At 62.6% G+C, this 14,432-nt stretch carries 14 protein-coding genes; 4 read left to right on the top strand and 10 right to left on the bottom strand.

The window, feature by feature from the left end; genetic code table 11:
* Positions 1-30: 30 nt before the first annotated feature.
* On the bottom strand, positions 31-2,256 hold the full coding sequence (locus C443_RS18005; RefSeq protein WP_005538167.1) for a CDC48 family AAA ATPase: 2,226 nt from the start codon (positions 2,254-2,256) through the stop codon (positions 31-33).
* A 200-nt stretch (positions 2,257-2,456) separates the two neighbouring features.
* Between C443_RS18005 and C443_RS18000 the strand changes: the two genes are divergently transcribed.
* Together C443_RS18000 and larC are read left to right on the top strand one after the other, a co-directional pair.
* Positions 2,457-2,873, top strand: a complete 417-nt coding sequence (locus tag C443_RS18000; protein WP_004591598.1) for a universal stress protein — start codon at positions 2,457-2,459, stop codon at positions 2,871-2,873.
* Positions 2,874-2,948: 75 nt separating this feature from the next.
* Positions 2,949-4,241, top strand: a complete 1,293-nt coding sequence (gene larC / locus C443_RS17995; protein ID WP_005538166.1) for a nickel pincer cofactor biosynthesis protein LarC — start codon at positions 2,949-2,951, stop codon at positions 4,239-4,241.
* Positions 4,242-4,243: 2 nt separating this feature from the next.
* Here the strand turns inward: larC and C443_RS17990 are convergent, their stop codons facing one another.
* Positions 4,244-5,011 (bottom strand): hypothetical protein, encoded by a 768-nt coding sequence (locus C443_RS17990; protein WP_005538165.1) that lies wholly within the window; start codon positions 5,009-5,011, stop codon positions 4,244-4,246.
* A gap of 163 nt (positions 5,012-5,174) precedes the next feature.
* Here C443_RS17990 and C443_RS17985 point away from each other — a divergent pair, with 163 nt between their 5' ends.
* Both C443_RS17985 and radB read left to right on the top strand, forming a co-directional pair.
* The gene (locus tag C443_RS17985; protein WP_005538164.1) at positions 5,175-6,005 is read left to right on the top strand and encodes a hypothetical protein; all 831 of its coding nucleotides are present in this window, start codon (positions 5,175-5,177) and stop codon (positions 6,003-6,005) included.
* Between the two features lie 54 nt (positions 6,006-6,059).
* Positions 6,060-6,770, top strand: coding sequence for a DNA repair and recombination protein RadB (gene radB / locus C443_RS17980; RefSeq protein ID WP_005538163.1), 711 nt, complete (start codon positions 6,060-6,062; stop codon positions 6,768-6,770).
* Between the two features lie 310 nt (positions 6,771-7,080).
* On the opposite strand, the gene phoU is transcribed toward radB, so the two are convergent.
* The 8 genes from phoU to C443_RS17945 form a co-directional block, all read right to left on the bottom strand.
* Positions 7,081-7,761, bottom strand: a complete 681-nt coding sequence (gene phoU, locus C443_RS17975; protein WP_004591593.1) for a phosphate signaling complex protein PhoU — start codon at positions 7,759-7,761, stop codon at positions 7,081-7,083.
* Positions 7,762-7,887: 126 nt separating this feature from the next.
* On the bottom strand, positions 7,888-8,199 hold the full coding sequence (locus tag C443_RS17970) for a hypothetical protein (protein ID WP_005538162.1): 312 nt from the start codon (positions 8,197-8,199) through the stop codon (positions 7,888-7,890).
* A gap of 57 nt (positions 8,200-8,256) precedes the next feature.
* Positions 8,257-9,588, bottom strand: a complete 1,332-nt coding sequence (gene trkA, locus C443_RS17965; RefSeq protein ID WP_005538161.1) for a Trk system potassium transporter TrkA — start codon at positions 9,586-9,588, stop codon at positions 8,257-8,259.
* A gap of 165 nt (positions 9,589-9,753) precedes the next feature.
* Complete coding sequence (locus C443_RS22240; RefSeq protein WP_005538160.1) at positions 9,754-9,882, bottom strand: hypothetical protein; 129 nt, start codon at positions 9,880-9,882, stop codon at positions 9,754-9,756.
* Positions 9,883-10,335: 453 nt separating this feature from the next.
* On the bottom strand, positions 10,336-10,518 hold the full coding sequence (locus tag C443_RS22235) for a hypothetical protein (RefSeq protein ID WP_005538159.1): 183 nt from the start codon (positions 10,516-10,518) through the stop codon (positions 10,336-10,338).
* A 54-nt stretch (positions 10,519-10,572) separates the two neighbouring features.
* Positions 10,573-11,283 (bottom strand): DUF7344 domain-containing protein, encoded by a 711-nt coding sequence (locus tag C443_RS17955; protein ID WP_049944133.1) that lies wholly within the window; start codon positions 11,281-11,283, stop codon positions 10,573-10,575.
* 483 nt (positions 11,284-11,766) lie between these two features.
* Entirely contained in the window at positions 11,767-13,470 is a 1,704-nt protein-coding gene (locus tag C443_RS17950) for a helix-turn-helix transcriptional regulator (protein ID WP_005538155.1), read from the bottom strand.
* Positions 13,471-13,578: 108 nt separating this feature from the next.
* On the bottom strand, positions 13,579-14,337 hold the full coding sequence (locus tag C443_RS17945) for a helix-turn-helix domain-containing protein (RefSeq protein ID WP_005538153.1): 759 nt from the start codon (positions 14,335-14,337) through the stop codon (positions 13,579-13,581).
* Between the last annotated feature and the right edge of the window lie 95 nt (positions 14,338-14,432).

Here is a 14,432-nt window from a genome sequence, read left to right as displayed (position 1 = left end):
CAGCGAAGAGCAGGACCGAGAGAGTCGGAGTTACTGGAAGCCGATCCGGCCGCCGGACCCAGCCTGGCGCTGCGGGCTGGAGCCGCCTCTGAACTCCTCTTCCATCTGCTCGTAGTACTCGCGGATGTCGTCGGTGATGGTCGGGCGCACGCTGTCCATCGCCTGCCGGAAGTGGCGCATCTCGACTTCCTCCGCGTCGTCATCCTCACGAAGCGCCTCGATGGCGGCCTCCCGTGCGATGGATTCCAGATCAGAGCCGACGAACCCATCGCTGACTTCGGCCAGTTCACGCAGGCTCACGTCGGGCGACAGCGGCGTGTCGTCCGTGTGGATCTTCAGGATCTGCTCGCGGCCCTCGATATCGGGCTCGCCGATCATCACCAGCCGGTCGAACCGACCCGAACGGATCAGTGCCGGATCGATCATGTCCGGCCGGTTGGTTGCGCCGATGACCATCACGTCCTCCATCTCTTCCAGCCCGTCAAGTTCGGTCAGGAGTTGGTTGACGACGCGCTCAGAGACGTTCGACCCCATCTCGCCGCCCCGACCCGGTGCCAGCGAGTCGAGTTCGTCGAAGAAGATGATGGTCGGGGCGACCTGACGGGCCTTCCGGAACGTCTGCCGGATGGCCTTCTCGCTCTCGCCGACCCACTTCGAGAGCAGCTGTGGGCCACGGACCGAGATGAAGTTCGCGTCAGTCTCGTTGGCGACGGCTTTCGCCATGAGCGTCTTCCCGGTGCCGGGTGGGCCGTACAGCAACACCCCCGACGGCGGCGTGACGCCCATACGTTCGAACTTCTCCGGTGAGTTCATCGGCCACTCGACGGCCTCCTGGACCTGCTCTTTGGGGCCGCTGAGGCCGCCGACGTTGTCCCAGGACATCTTCGGGAGTTCGACCAGCACCTCCCGCATCGCCGATGGACTCACCTCGTTGAGTGCGCCCTTGAAGTCGTCCCGCTTGATAATCATCCGGTCGATGAGGCTCGGCGGGATGTCCTCCTCGTCTAAGTCTATTTCTGGGAGGTAGCGCCGGAGCGCCTTCATCGCGGCCTCCTTCGTGAGACTCTCGATGTCGGCTCCGACGAAGCCGTGGGTGTCCGTCGCCAGCTTGGCGAGGTTCACGTCGTCGGACAGCGGCATCCCGCGGGTGTGAATCTGGAGGATCTCCTCGCGGCCCACTTCGTCCGGGACGCCGATCTCGATCTCGCGGTCGAAGCGGCCCGGGCGACGGAGCGCCGGGTCCACGCTATCGACACGGTTCGTCGCGGCGATCACGATGACCTGCCCTCGCGATTCGAGGCCGTCCATCATCGTCAGTAGCTGGGCGACGACACGGCGCTCGACCTCGCCGGTTACGTCCTCGCGCTTGGGCGCGATGGAGTCCAGCTCGTCGATGAAGATGATCGAGGGCGATTCCTCGCTCGCGTCCTCGAAGATCTCGCGTAACTGCTGTTCGGACTCGCCGTAGTACTTCGAGATGATCTCGGGGCCGGCAATAGAGAAGAAGCTAGCGGAGGTCTCGTTGGCGACAGCCTTTGCAAGTAGCGTCTTCCCGGTGCCGGGCGGGCCGTGGAGCAGGACCCCCTGTGGCGGCTCGATGCCGAGCTTCTTGAAGATCTGGGGGTGTTTCATCGGCAACTCGACCATCTCTCGCACCCGCTGGATCTCGTTTTGCAGCCCACCGATATCCTCGTAGGTGATGCCGCCACCGGTCTTCTCGAAGCCGGAGATCGGTTCCTCGCGGAGTTCCACCTCGGTGTCCTCGGTGATGAGGCAGACGCCCTCGGGCTCTGTCTCGACGGCGATGAGCGGGATGGCCTGCCCGGGCGAACGCATGAACGGGTGGTTCGTCGAGGACATCACCGGGACGATGTCGCGCTCGACGACCGGCCGCTTCAGTATCTGCCGTTTGACCATGCCAGCGGCGTCGGAACCGAACTGGACCGACGCTTCCTCCGGCGGCGCGAGGACGAGCTTGTCGGCCTTCTCGGCCTCGGCCTTCCGGATGGTGACGCGCTCGCCGATACCCACGTCGGCGTTCTGGCGCGTGAAGCCGTCGATGCGGACGGTGTCAGTGTTCCAGTCCTGCCGGTCAGCCCGCCACACCTTGGCCGCAGTCGTATCGCTCCCTTCGATCTCGATGATGTCACCGGGAGAGAGTTTGAGGTGCAGCAACGTGTCGGGGTCGAGTCTGGCGATACCGCGCCCCGAGTCGTTCGGGTACGCCTTCGCCACTTCCAATTGGACTTCGTTCATAGTAGAGCCTGCTTACAACGAACTCGGGTAGCCCCGGAGATATGCTTTATGCTACCGGCGGGCAAGACGCACGGCGACGGGTTTATATGACACCTAATAACACACCGCACAGCAGGGGCTAATACCCTCCGGCCAGGGCGGCGGTAACACAGGCTGCCGCCATCGCCGCGTTTCATAAGGCTGGCCGCGATAGCGCCGATATGGTATTTCTCGTTCCCTTCGACGGGTCACCGCTCGCAGACGCCGCGCTCGACCGTGCCGTTTCCTACGCCGCGGCCCTCGACGAGGACGTCGTCGCCGTCGCGTTCATCCCGACCGGGGCCGACTACGCCGAGCGCCGCCGTCGCGTCGACCCGACCGAGGACTTCGCCGCCGAAACTGCCGCGGACGACCTCCGGCGCAAGATCGAGGAGGCGACCGACGACTCCGAACTCCGCTACGACGACGTGAGTGCCCACTCGACAAGCGAACTGTCGACGACGATCAGACAGACCGCTCGCGACGTCGACGCCAGCGTCGTGTTCCTCGGCAGCGACGACACCGAAGACATCGTGGTCCCCATCGGCGAAGTCACGGACGGCGAGTCCTACGATATCCATATCGTTCGACAGACCTGAGCGGTCCAGCGACTCGACACGTTCGATGGATTCGTAGTATGAGGGCTTTTACTCACGGGGCGCGACGCCCCGTGTATGCGAACACTCGCTTTCGACGGCCGGATGGGTGCCGCCGGCGACATGCTGCTGGGGGCACTGCTGGCCGCCGGGGCCGACCGCGAGGCCCTGTCGCCGGTCGAGGACGCCCTCCCCGTTGAATACGCCGTTTCTGAGGTTGATCGCTGCGGGATTGCTGCAACGCGCGTCGAGGTACTGCTGACCGACGCTGCTAGCGACGGCGATGGGTCCCACGACCACGATGAGGGGCACGACCACACCGGAGGTGACGACGCACATTCCCACGCCCACGGCGACCACGACCACACCCACGCCGAGGGCCACGGGCCGACCCGAACGTACGCCGAGGTCGTCGAACTCGTCGAGGCAATGGATCTTCCGACAGCCGTCAGCGCGGACGCACTGGCGATCTTCGAGATACTCGGCGAGGCCGAGGCGTCGGTCCACGGGACGGACCTCGACGACACGCACTTCCACGAGGTCGGGGCCGACGACGCCATCTCCGACATCGTCGGCGTCTGTCTCCTGCTCGATGATCTCGACGTGGACCGGGTCGTGACGACACCGCTGTCGACCGGCGGCGGGACCGTCGAGATGAGCCACGGTACCTACCCGGTCCCGACTCCCGCGGTGGTCGAGATCGCAGAGCAAGCCGACTGGTCGCTGCAGGGTGGCCCTATCGACAGGGAAGTCCTGACGCCGACCGGGGCGGCGATTCTCGCACACATCGCCGACGGGACCGAGTCGCTCCCGCCGCTCGATATCGACGTGTCGGGCTACGGCGCTGGCGGGTGGGACCTCAGCGACCGCCCCAACGTCCTGCGGGCGCTGGCCGGCGACGGCGCGGGGCGGCTCCGTCGCGACGAAATCACGGTCCTCGAAACGAACGTCGACGACGTCCCGCCCGAGGTGCTCGGCGACCTCCAGCGCTCGCTTTCGGAGGTCGGCGCTCGCGACGTGTCGATAGTGCCGACGACGATGAAGAAATCCCGGCCGGGCCACATCGTGAAGGTCATCTGCAGGCCGGAAGACGCCGAGCGGGTCGCGCGCCGCCTCGCCGAAGCGACCGGGACGCTCGGCGTGCGCGAGTCCGGGGCCGGTCATCGCTGGGTCGCCGACCGGGAGTACGAGACGGTCGTGCTCTCCGTCGACGGCGAGCAGTTCGAGGTCACGGTCAAGATTGCAAGCGACACCGACGGCACAGTGTTCGACGTGAGCACGGAGTACGACGACGCCGCGGCCGTCGCGGACGCGACCGGACTCCCCGTCCGCAAAGTGATGCAGCGGGCTGAGCGGATGGTCCGAGAGTAGCGCTATCCGCTGTCGGGTTCGCTCTCGTCGGCGGTCGGACTGTCGCTGTCGTGTTCAGCTAGCGCCTCTTCGACGGTGAGCGCGCCGGTCGCGACCTGCCGGGCGAGTTCCTCGCTGATCGCCCGGTTCGTCTCGCTTGCCTCCCGCGAGCGATCCTTGATCTTCTGGAGTTCGCCGGCTGTCGGCTCGATGGTTCGGCTTTCGATTTCCTCGCCGTCGAGGTGGGCAATGTTGACCGCGGCCAGCACGTCGCCCATCCCGCGTGCGCCGGAACCGAGATACGGCGTTGTCCCCGTTTCGTCGACCAGCTCCACCGGCACGGACTGTATCTCGTCGATGATGCGCGCACCGACGAGCCGCGCACCATCGCCAATGCGAACGACCGGATCGACCGCGTCTTCGACTTCCTCGCGGACGATTTCGGTGATGTCCGCCGCGGGCACCTGAAACGCTGCAACGACCATGTCGCCGTGGAGAATCGCGACACCTGGTCGCTCGCCGGGGTCGATACCGATGACAGTGCGACCGTCGCCACCGCGAAGCGCCGAAATAACGGTTTCGACGGCCCGCCGCGGCGCATCCGGGTCCGCCTGCACGACATCCACGCTGTCGGGGATTTCGACCGACTCCCCGGCCGCGATGACCGCGACGTCCGCCCCTTTGGGCCACTCGTCGCCTGGTTCGATAGTCGTGAACTCTACGCCGCGGTCGCGTAGCTCGTTGACGACGCCGTGGTACACTTCGAAATCCTCGGTGGCGACGACAATCACGACCGGATTTCGGCCGCCGCTTACTTACAGATGTGGGAGTCCGTTGGTCAACGTTTGTACTTCAGCTATTTGCCAGACGCCTCTGGATACGTTCGGTTGGAGGTATCTTCATCCCCTATTATATTTGATAGGATTTTTATGATAGCTGATTGGACTGCTAGTGATGCGTCCGGTGGTTCGCACTGACGGAGCAGGGGCGGCCTCCGACCCACTATTCGGTGGTGTCAGCGGTGCCTATCTGGGCTTGCTTCTGGCACCGCCAGTCGTACTGGGGCTGGAGTGGGTCGGCGTTACCGAAGCGTGGGCGCTATACTCCGGGCTGGTCGGGACGGTCGCCGCTGTGACCGCCGTAACGGTGTTGGTGCTATCCGGTCGACCGACAGCGGCCGTTACACTCGGTGCGACTCACGCTCGCTGGCTTCCGGTGGCGACCGCGGCCGGGTATGCGATCGTCGGGTTTGCGTCGCTGGAGATGAGTGGTATCGGTGGCGTGCTGGCGTTTTTCTTCGGCCTGCTGGCCTTTCTGCTCGGAGTCGCTATCGCGGTTATGTCACAGACGCGGTACACCGCGGCAGTCACCGCAGAGGCGGAGGAGTTGACGCGGTGGCGAGCGAGCTGGCCCGAGTCCGCACAGCGGCGGCGGCTGTTTATCGGCGGGGCTGTCGCCTGCGTCGCGATTGTCGGCTTCGCAGTCGGCGCAGTGTTCGATATCGCCCTGCTCCAGTACACTGGTCAGGTGCTGTTCCCGTCCGGGTTCGTCCTCCTCTCGACAGGTGGGACACGAACCGCCGTGGCGACCGAGCGCGGTCTGGAAATCAGGTTGCCGGTCGCCAGGCGATTCTATGCCTGGGACGAGCTGGAATCCTACGATCTCGACGCCGACTCGCTCGTCATCACCCGCAAATGGGGAACAGACCTGCGGTTCGCAACAGCCGACATCGACGACGTGTCCTTCGCAGAGTGGACACTGGCCGAGCGGCTTTCAGACGGCTGACAACAGTGCCTGCAGGTACCAGTGTTTTTACCCGAACCTGCCCAACCCCTGCCTGTGAGCGAGTACGTCCCGACCGGGTGTGAGGCGATCGACGACCTTCTGGGTGGTGGGCTGGAGCGCGGCGCGGTCACGCAAGTGTACGGCCCGCCGGCGGCCGGGAAGACCAATTTCGCGCTGTCGGCGGTGATGGAAGTCGCCGCTGCCGGCGACGCGGCGCTGTACATCGACACCGAAGGACTCTCCGCAGACCGGATGGAGCAGGTCGCCAGGGGCCGCGCACACGGGACGGCCCAGACCGTGGACGACCTCGCCGGCCGGCTCATCATCACTGAGGCGCTGGATTACGACGAGCAGGCCGAGGCCGTCCAGGACGCCGCCGAGTTCGCCGCCGAGGTCGAACTCATCGTCCTCGACAGTGCAACCGGCTTTTACCGGCTCCGCCGGGACGACGAGGACGGCGGCGAGACGCTTCGGGACGTGGCCCGTCAGATCACCCACCTGCTCTCCCTGGCCCGTAAGCACGACATCGCCGTCCTGTACACGAATCAGGTGTTTACCGACCCTGACAGCGACCGCTCGACGGCACTTGGCGGCCACACCCTGAACCACTGGTCGGGCGCAATCGTCCGTCTGGACCGGTTCCGGGGCGGCAACCGACGCGCGACGCTGGAGAAACACCGCGCCAAACCGGCCGGCGACACGGCCCAGTTCCGCATCACCGACTCGGGACTTGTGGGCGACGACGCGCCCGAAACACCGAAGTAGGCTTTTCGCCGAAAGGTACTGCTGTCAGGCGCGCACCGTCGCGGTGACGGCCGCGTCGCAAGCGCGAGGGACGAGTCGCACAGGCGAGCGGAGCGAGCCGAGCAACGCAGTCGGCTGGGGAGGCGTGTGGTTGTCGCGGTTTCGTGCTGCTGTAGTTCGCAGTGATTTATACCGCGCGAGCGGAGCGAGCGCGGTTTCGCTCCGAGCGCGGCCCTGGCCGCGACTCGGAGGTCGTTTTTATCGTAGATTTTCCCAAGGGGGTTCCACAGCGCCGCAGGCGCGAGGAAACCCCCTGCAGTAAAAAGGTACTTCAGTAGATGAGGTCGTCGTCGTTCTCGACCATGTACAGCGTCCGCGCGGCGATGTTGACGGCGTGGTCCCCGACCCGCTCGATGTCCCGGATGGTCAGCAGCAGACGGGACACGTCGGCCATCAGTTGCTCTATCTCGGCTTCGCTGGAGTCGGCGTCGATCTCGCGCTCGATGAGGTCGCGCACGACCGTCTCGGAGGCCGCCTCACACCGTTCGTCGACCTCGTCGTCGATGTCGGCGATGGTATAGCACTGGTCGGCGTCCTGATCGCTGTAGGCTTCCATGGCGTTTTCGACCATCTCGATAGTGACGTCGGCGACATCCTGAATGTCGACCTCGGGGAACACGTCGCGTTCAGCAGTGAGCGAGTACTCGCCGAGGTTCGTCGCGAGGTCACCGATCCGTTCGAGGTCGGTGATGATCTTGAACGACGCGGCGATAAAGCGGAGGTCGGACGCGACCGGCTGTTGCAGCGCCAGCAGGTCGATACAGTCCTGTTCGAGATCGAGATACAGCTGATTGATCTCGTGGTCACCCTCGATGACTTCCCGAGCCATCTCCTCGTCTTTCTGTTCGAGCGCGTCCAGACCGAGCCGGAGCCGCTCGAGGACGATCTCTGACATATAAAGGACGTCCTCGCGGAGCGAGTTCAGTCCCTCCTGATAGGAATCGCGTGGCATAGTCCGGAATGTGCTGGTGGTATGCATCAGCCTTTCCCTTCTCCCAATATCTCCCGATACCGACAGGCGTGACGGTAGCAGCGGGCGTACTATGCAGGGACAGGCATGCCCGACAGCGAGAACCGACTACTGTGACACTGCCTCATCGTCGTCACGAGGATGAACGTCCAGCGTCGTCGTGTCGCCGAGTGCCGTTCCGCTCTCGACGTGCTCGACACGCAACACCACGTCTTGTGGTGTTGCGCAGCCACAGCTTACGAACTCGGCCCACTCCTCGCCGACGGCCACCGGGCCGCCGTGGGCGCGCCGGAGGTACTGTTGATAGGTGTCCCCACGGAGTTCGTCGACTATCCACTCGGTATCGACGCCTGACCACGGGTCCCCATCGGCGGTGCTGGGGGCAAACGAGAGCACGATACGGTCCGCAACGGGAACCATACACTAGCTGAGGCGGGAGCCAGGCTTAGTCTCTTGGGAGCGATCCCCTCGGTGCGGCTACAACTTGTCGTTGACTGCTTCCAAGCAGTCGGCGTCGACGAACACCACGACGTGATCGCCGGGTTCGATGACGGTGTCACCACGGGGGATGACCAGTTCGCCGCCGCGGCTGATCGCTCCGATAACCACGCCGGTCGGGAGTTCCTGTACCGATTCCTGAATCGGCCGCCCAGCGAGGACGCTGTCGGCGGATATCTCGATTTCCAGCACCTCGGCACGGTCGGATTCGATGATGGCAACCTTCGTTGCGTCGTACTCCCGGGTGAATCGCGTGATCTCTTCGGCGGTCGTCTCGCGGGGATTGACAGCCACATCGACGCCGACAGCCTCGAACAGGTCGACGTACTCGCCGGAGTTGACCACGGCGACGGTTCGCTCTGCACCGAGTCGCTTGGCAAGCAACGTCACTAAAAGGTTCTTTTCGTCGCTATCAAGCGTCGCAACCACGGCGTCAGCGTCTGAAACGTGCTCCCGTTCGAGGAACTCGCTGTCGGTCGCGTCGCTTTCCAGCACGGTGGTTCCCTGCAGGTCCTCCGCGAGTTCGCGCGCCCTGTCGTGGTCCTGCTCGATGAGCCGCGGCTTGATGCCACGATCCTGGAGCAGTCGTGCAGTGTGATAGCCGACATCGCTCCCGCCGACGATGAGGACGTTCTGGGTCGCATCCGACTCCGGCGCGATTTCGGTCGCGAACAGGCGGACACTCTCACGGCTACCGATGACGACGATATCGTCGCCTGCCTTGATGACCGTCTCTCCGCGCGGGATAATGATCTCGTCGTCGCGCAATACAGCGGCAAAGGTCAGGGATTCGTAGCGGTCAGCCTCCGCGACGGTTTGATCCGCGATTGGACTGGATTCGCGAACTCCGAACTCCCCCATCTGGACCTGCCCATCAACGAACGTTTCCACGTCGCGCGCGCCGGGAAGCCCGATGACGCGGGCGATGTTCTCCGCGGTGAGCAGGTTCGTCGCAACCATATGATCGACACCGAAGGCACCCCCGGATTTCTCCCAAGTCCGGAGGAACTTCGCGCTCTTGACGCGGGAAATGGTGAACGGGTCAGCCGCCGTTACCGCCGTCCCACAGGTGACGATGTTCGTCTCGTCGTCGTCGGTACTGGCGATAAGAACGTCGGCTTTCTCGATACCGGCCTCCGCAAGCGTGTCGAGTTCCGCACCATCCCCTTCGACACCGAGCACATCGGCCTCGTACATCAGGCTCTCCACACGGTCAGGATCGATATCTACGACGGCGACTTCGTGACTTTCTGCGAGGCTCTCAGCGATGGTCGAGCCGACCTCGCCCGCACCGACGATTACGATATACACGGCTGCGCCTCCGCCTGATACATGTGCATCAGCTTTCTACCGATGGGTGAAGTGTATTTTCATCCGGCCAGCGAACGGCGGCCCCGAGCGTTGTGGTGGACAAGCACCGAAACCCGACCGTGAATAAGTACTGCTGAGCCGATCGAGATGCAGCCGTCGAGTCTCTCAGATCTCGTCTCGGAGCGGCACGTCTAACCAGGGACGGAAGACTGACCGACGCTGGAACCGTTCAACCGCATCGAACGATTCCTTGGTCTCTTCGATTGCTTTTCGCATACTGGCATAGTCGGTCATACACACTTCGTCTGTCTCCCCACCGTTTGATTATGTGGCTCTTTACGCCCGCTATCTGTCCGGTAGACGCCTACTTCTGTCGGCCGCTCGCATCGATCCGTTCGTCGAACCTGCCTCAGGAACTGGGCCTCAACAGTCACTCTGGTCTCTCATCTGCAGCCCTCGCCAGCACGCAGCGGCCGTTTGGCGGAACGCTCGCTGTAGTAGCAGGTGACTACTGACCCGTCGCTGCTCGGTGTAGCTGTCGCTTTCCGTACGCGGGCAGGCTTAGTAACTAATTGTAGACGTGGATGTGGACGCAAGCACGAGTACGAGAAGGTGAACCGCAACGAGTCCGAAAAGCAGTGCCGTTCTGGCTGCCGGTGGATTCGCGATTGTGGCTGACAGAGTGAAATATACATGCTGTCGTAGAGTCCCACTTTCAGTCTCTGTATCAGCGATTGCGCGCGTCACCTATTCACTCAGAGTGCTTAGAGATAGCACTGTCTCGTGTTCAGCAAGACAGTGCAAACATGTGCGGCGGCGCTCGTTACCGAGAACATCGAATAGTGTCGCGTCAGCGAAGCCGCCCTGGTCTGGGGACACAGTCGTCTCTCCGGCGTCGAGTGTTGCATCGAGTTCGACTGTCGGCGCCATTCGTTATCGCCCTCCGAACGTACCGCTGTGTGTACGTATCTGTCCAGTGCGAGCTTACGATTCCTGGCTGAGAGCGGCCCGTAGACGGTCAACAGGTGACTGTGGTGCCGACAGTGAGAGCCGATGGCTCGCGGCCAGCGCTACGAACACTACGCTCACGACGAGCGCGACTGCGACGCCCGGCACTGTGATCCCGCTGAGTGCGAGTCCACTAATCGCAATCAGTGCGGCACACGCAGTCCCGAGATACCGACCTGCCCAGCGCTCGTCGGCCGACGTGTGGGCACCTGTCCGATTATGATCAGTCACGGGCCCGGCTGACGGCGTTGACTCCGCAGCCGGCGTCGACAGGAGCGATGGTTCCTCGTCGAGATACCCGTCGAAAGAGTCCGCGAGTGCGGTCGCTTCGACGAGTCCGCGATCCTGATTGTAGTTGATGACGCCCGCGTCGTCCATCTTCGGGAGGTGAGACTGGTATAGCGCGATGTAGACGCGCTGGCGCTGTTTCGAGCGGAGCGAGTCGACCGTCGTGTCGTGTTCCAGCGCCGCGATATGTTCTGCGATGTCGCTCATATCGGCCGGCTCGTCACCGGGGTGTTCGTGGAGGTACTTGAGGACCAGGCGGCGTCGACGACACTGGAGGACGTGGAAGAGGTCGTCGCGGGTGAGTTCGTCGCCCGATGTGGATTCCGCAGACGACTCCTCTGTCGCGGACTCTTCGGCCTCAGTTGTCGTGGGTTCGGAAGTCGTTTCAGCTATCGACATGTTCGCTCGTTCCTTTTCCAGCAACCGATATATACCGGCTCGACTGTTCCGCCGATTGCGGCTGTTTCACCGATTTAACGGGTCGATAATGGCCGACTTACCCGGGACCAACGCGCGATAAAACGGCGTTGTAAAGGAGTTACGCATATTTGACGAGGTTTCGGCTCAAGAACTCTGTTCCACTGCTGTTTCACACAGCATACTAAATTGTTTCACCGCTACAACGGCAAATAAGATCTGCAAATATACATACGTGCAGTCGTGTCAGGCGTTGTATCTCGGGCCAATTCTGCCGTTTGTTGGGTATAGAAGGATCAAAAAGCCGGAAATTATCGCTTCCATGTGTCTGCCGGCTATCGGTGTGGATTCAGCTACGACTGTTGTGACAGGGCGAACAGTTGCAGGTGACTGAGGCACACCCGAAAAGCGCCGGTAGTGAACAGTGATGCCACTATCGACCGGCTATCTGGGACGTGAGTCGGTTTATCCGCCGGGCGTCGGCGGCTTGATATCGCCCGCATGGGGCGAGTTCGCCGCGGCGGGCTTTGCCCGCTCCAGACAAATGAGGTTCTCTCTTCCGAGTCGGATCTTTACGATCTCGTCGTCATCGGCCATCCGCGAAAGGAGACGGCTAACCTTCGCTTTCGACCAGTCCGTCGCCTCGACGATGTCGGTCTGGTGCAAACGGCCATTCTCGACTTGCAACATCAGCTTCACGAGCTGTGCGTCGGGGGTGAGTTCCTGTTCGGCCTGCTCGAAGGCTTCAGCGGCGGTATCAGCGTCGATGTCTGGTTGGTCAGCTTCGGCCACCCTGTCCGTCGCCTCGATTTCATGGTTGACCTCGATTATCTCTCGGTCCAGTTCGAGGCGGCGATAGATATACAGTCTGGCCGCCACGGTAAGCTCCGTGACCCAGCCACGCCCGATCGCTACGACTGTCAGCCCGATTCCGATGAGGAACCCAAGAAGCGAGCTCGTCACCCAGGCTGGCGTCAGCACGCTGTTCGGGTTCGTTCCCCAAGTGACTTCCTGCCGATCAGTCAGGAAGTCTCCGTCCGAATCGGCCGCGAGCGGGTCCGTTCCGAGGTCTGAAACCTCGCGCCCGTCGCTGAGACCATCGCCGTCCGTGTCGGCGGTGGTCGGGGACGTGCCAGCCGCCAGTTCCTTTCCGTCGTTGAGGCCGTCATTGTCCGTATCGCTCTCCGTTGGCGCGGTGCCCGCTTCGAGTTCTCTCCCGTCTGTTACCCCATCTCCGTCGGTGTCCGCGACTGTCGGGTCCGTTCCTATGGCCAACTCTCGCCCGTCGGCGACCTCGTCGGCGTCAGTGTCAGCCTGTACCGGGTTCGTACCGACCTCCAGCTCCCGACCGTCGGCGACGCCGTCGTCATCCGTGTCTGCGTCGGTCGGGTCGGTCTTGCCGGATGCCTCTCGCTGGTCGGACAGCCCATCGCCGTCCGTATCGACGACGGTCGGATTCGTCCCGAGTGACAGTTCGCGTTCGTCCGACAGCCCGTCGCTGTCCGTGTCACCCTGACGCGGGTCGGTCCCCTGTTGAATTTCAGTCCTGTCTGCAACACCGTCTTCGTCAGTGTCTGCGGCCGTAGGATCTGTCCCGTGCTGGTGAACCTCCGCACCATCCGTCAGCCCGTCGCCGTCAGTGTCAGCATCAGTGAGATTTGTCCCCTGAGAGACCTCGTTGCTGTTGTTGAGCCCGTCGTCGTCAACATCACCGGCACGCTGAATCGGCTGTAGAGACACCGATTTCCGATCTAGCGTGGTGTTAGAGCTCGTGTTGTAGAGCGAGACGGAGAGGTGATCAAGCCCCGCCGTTCCGGGGGTCGTGAAGGCTACAGTTTCGTTCGGGCCGACCGACGTACAGGTTGACGACCCGTTCGCATGCGCACAGACTGAGAGGTTTTCTTGCGGCGAACTAACCGTCACTGCGATCCGATACCCGCTGACCCGCTCGCCGTCTATCCGTTCCCAGACGAACGCGGTTCCGTTCGCCCCGTCTGCAGCAGCCTGTGTGGGCTCGACCGATTGTATCGCTGGCGCCGTTTCGTTGCCCGTCGCTGTGTATTCAGCATACTGCCCGGCGTCCGCTGCGGCAGCGACACCTACGGAGACAGATGCGACTGTCAAGAGGAGGAGTAAAGCGCAGATCCCGCTCACGATCCGGTGTCTCATACAGTACGAGTGTCACACCGGGACAATATCCTTTTTGGCACATTGACTGGTTGTCACTTCTAGACACACCTGATAAATCAGCGATAATTGTCGCTACGTCCCAACTACTTACTCATCGGATAGTCCGAGCTCTGACTCAACGACCTGATCCATCCCGCGCCGAATCCGCTGTGACATCGCCGATGGTGAAATATCGAGTTTGTCCGCCAGCTCAGCCTGTGAGATACCACGGGGCACGTCGAAATACCCCTCTCTGTGTGCTGTCTCGAGTGCGACTTGCTGATCTGCGGTCAGCCCACATGCACCGGCGTTTGCCTCTCCGGAGGTCCAGTACAGTCGGTCAAGTCTAAATGTGATATTCCGTTCAGCGCACTCGGATCGAAACTGCGACAGTGCCGCCCGCGACCGAAACTGTGCGTGTACCAGCCACTGTCCACCTGTCGCCTCGATGTCGAGCGCACGGCCACCGGCACGGACGAGCGAGGGCATGACCCAGACGGCGCTGTCGGCCACCTCGACGCGATAGACGCGATTCGTTTCCGTCCAGTCTAACACGATGAGGTCACACACTGTGCTATCCCTCGCCAGTGCTGTTTCGAACTGGTCGAGTGTCTCACCTGCGGCCTCTATCACCAGAAAACGCGACGTACCGTCGCTGACCATCTGCTCCGGACGGACTGTCACGTCCGGACTGCTCTCGATTGCCTCCGTCAGAATCAGCTCTGGATGACTCAGGCATAGATCGACACCGAGGCTTTTCTTCTGTGACGTCCCATCCGTCTCCGATGGGCTTGCCGGCCCGTATCCACCACCATCGACTGGCTGGTTTGCCTCGGCCGCTGACCCCTGGTCGCCGGTGTTGCGCATATGGACACCAGACGAATCGTGCACAAGGACATTATCACTATATAGATAGTGTCTGAAAATCGAGATGCTATATTGATAGTCACACTGAAACCGGT

The organism is Haloarcula argentinensis DSM 12282 (assembly GCA_000336895.1).
In the GTDB taxonomy this organism is placed as follows: Archaea; Halobacteriota; Halobacteria; order Halobacteriales; family Haloarculaceae; genus Haloarcula; species Haloarcula argentinensis.
The sequence above is the reverse complement of the archived record's forward strand: the minus strand, read 5'-3'. Positions and strand labels throughout refer to the sequence as shown.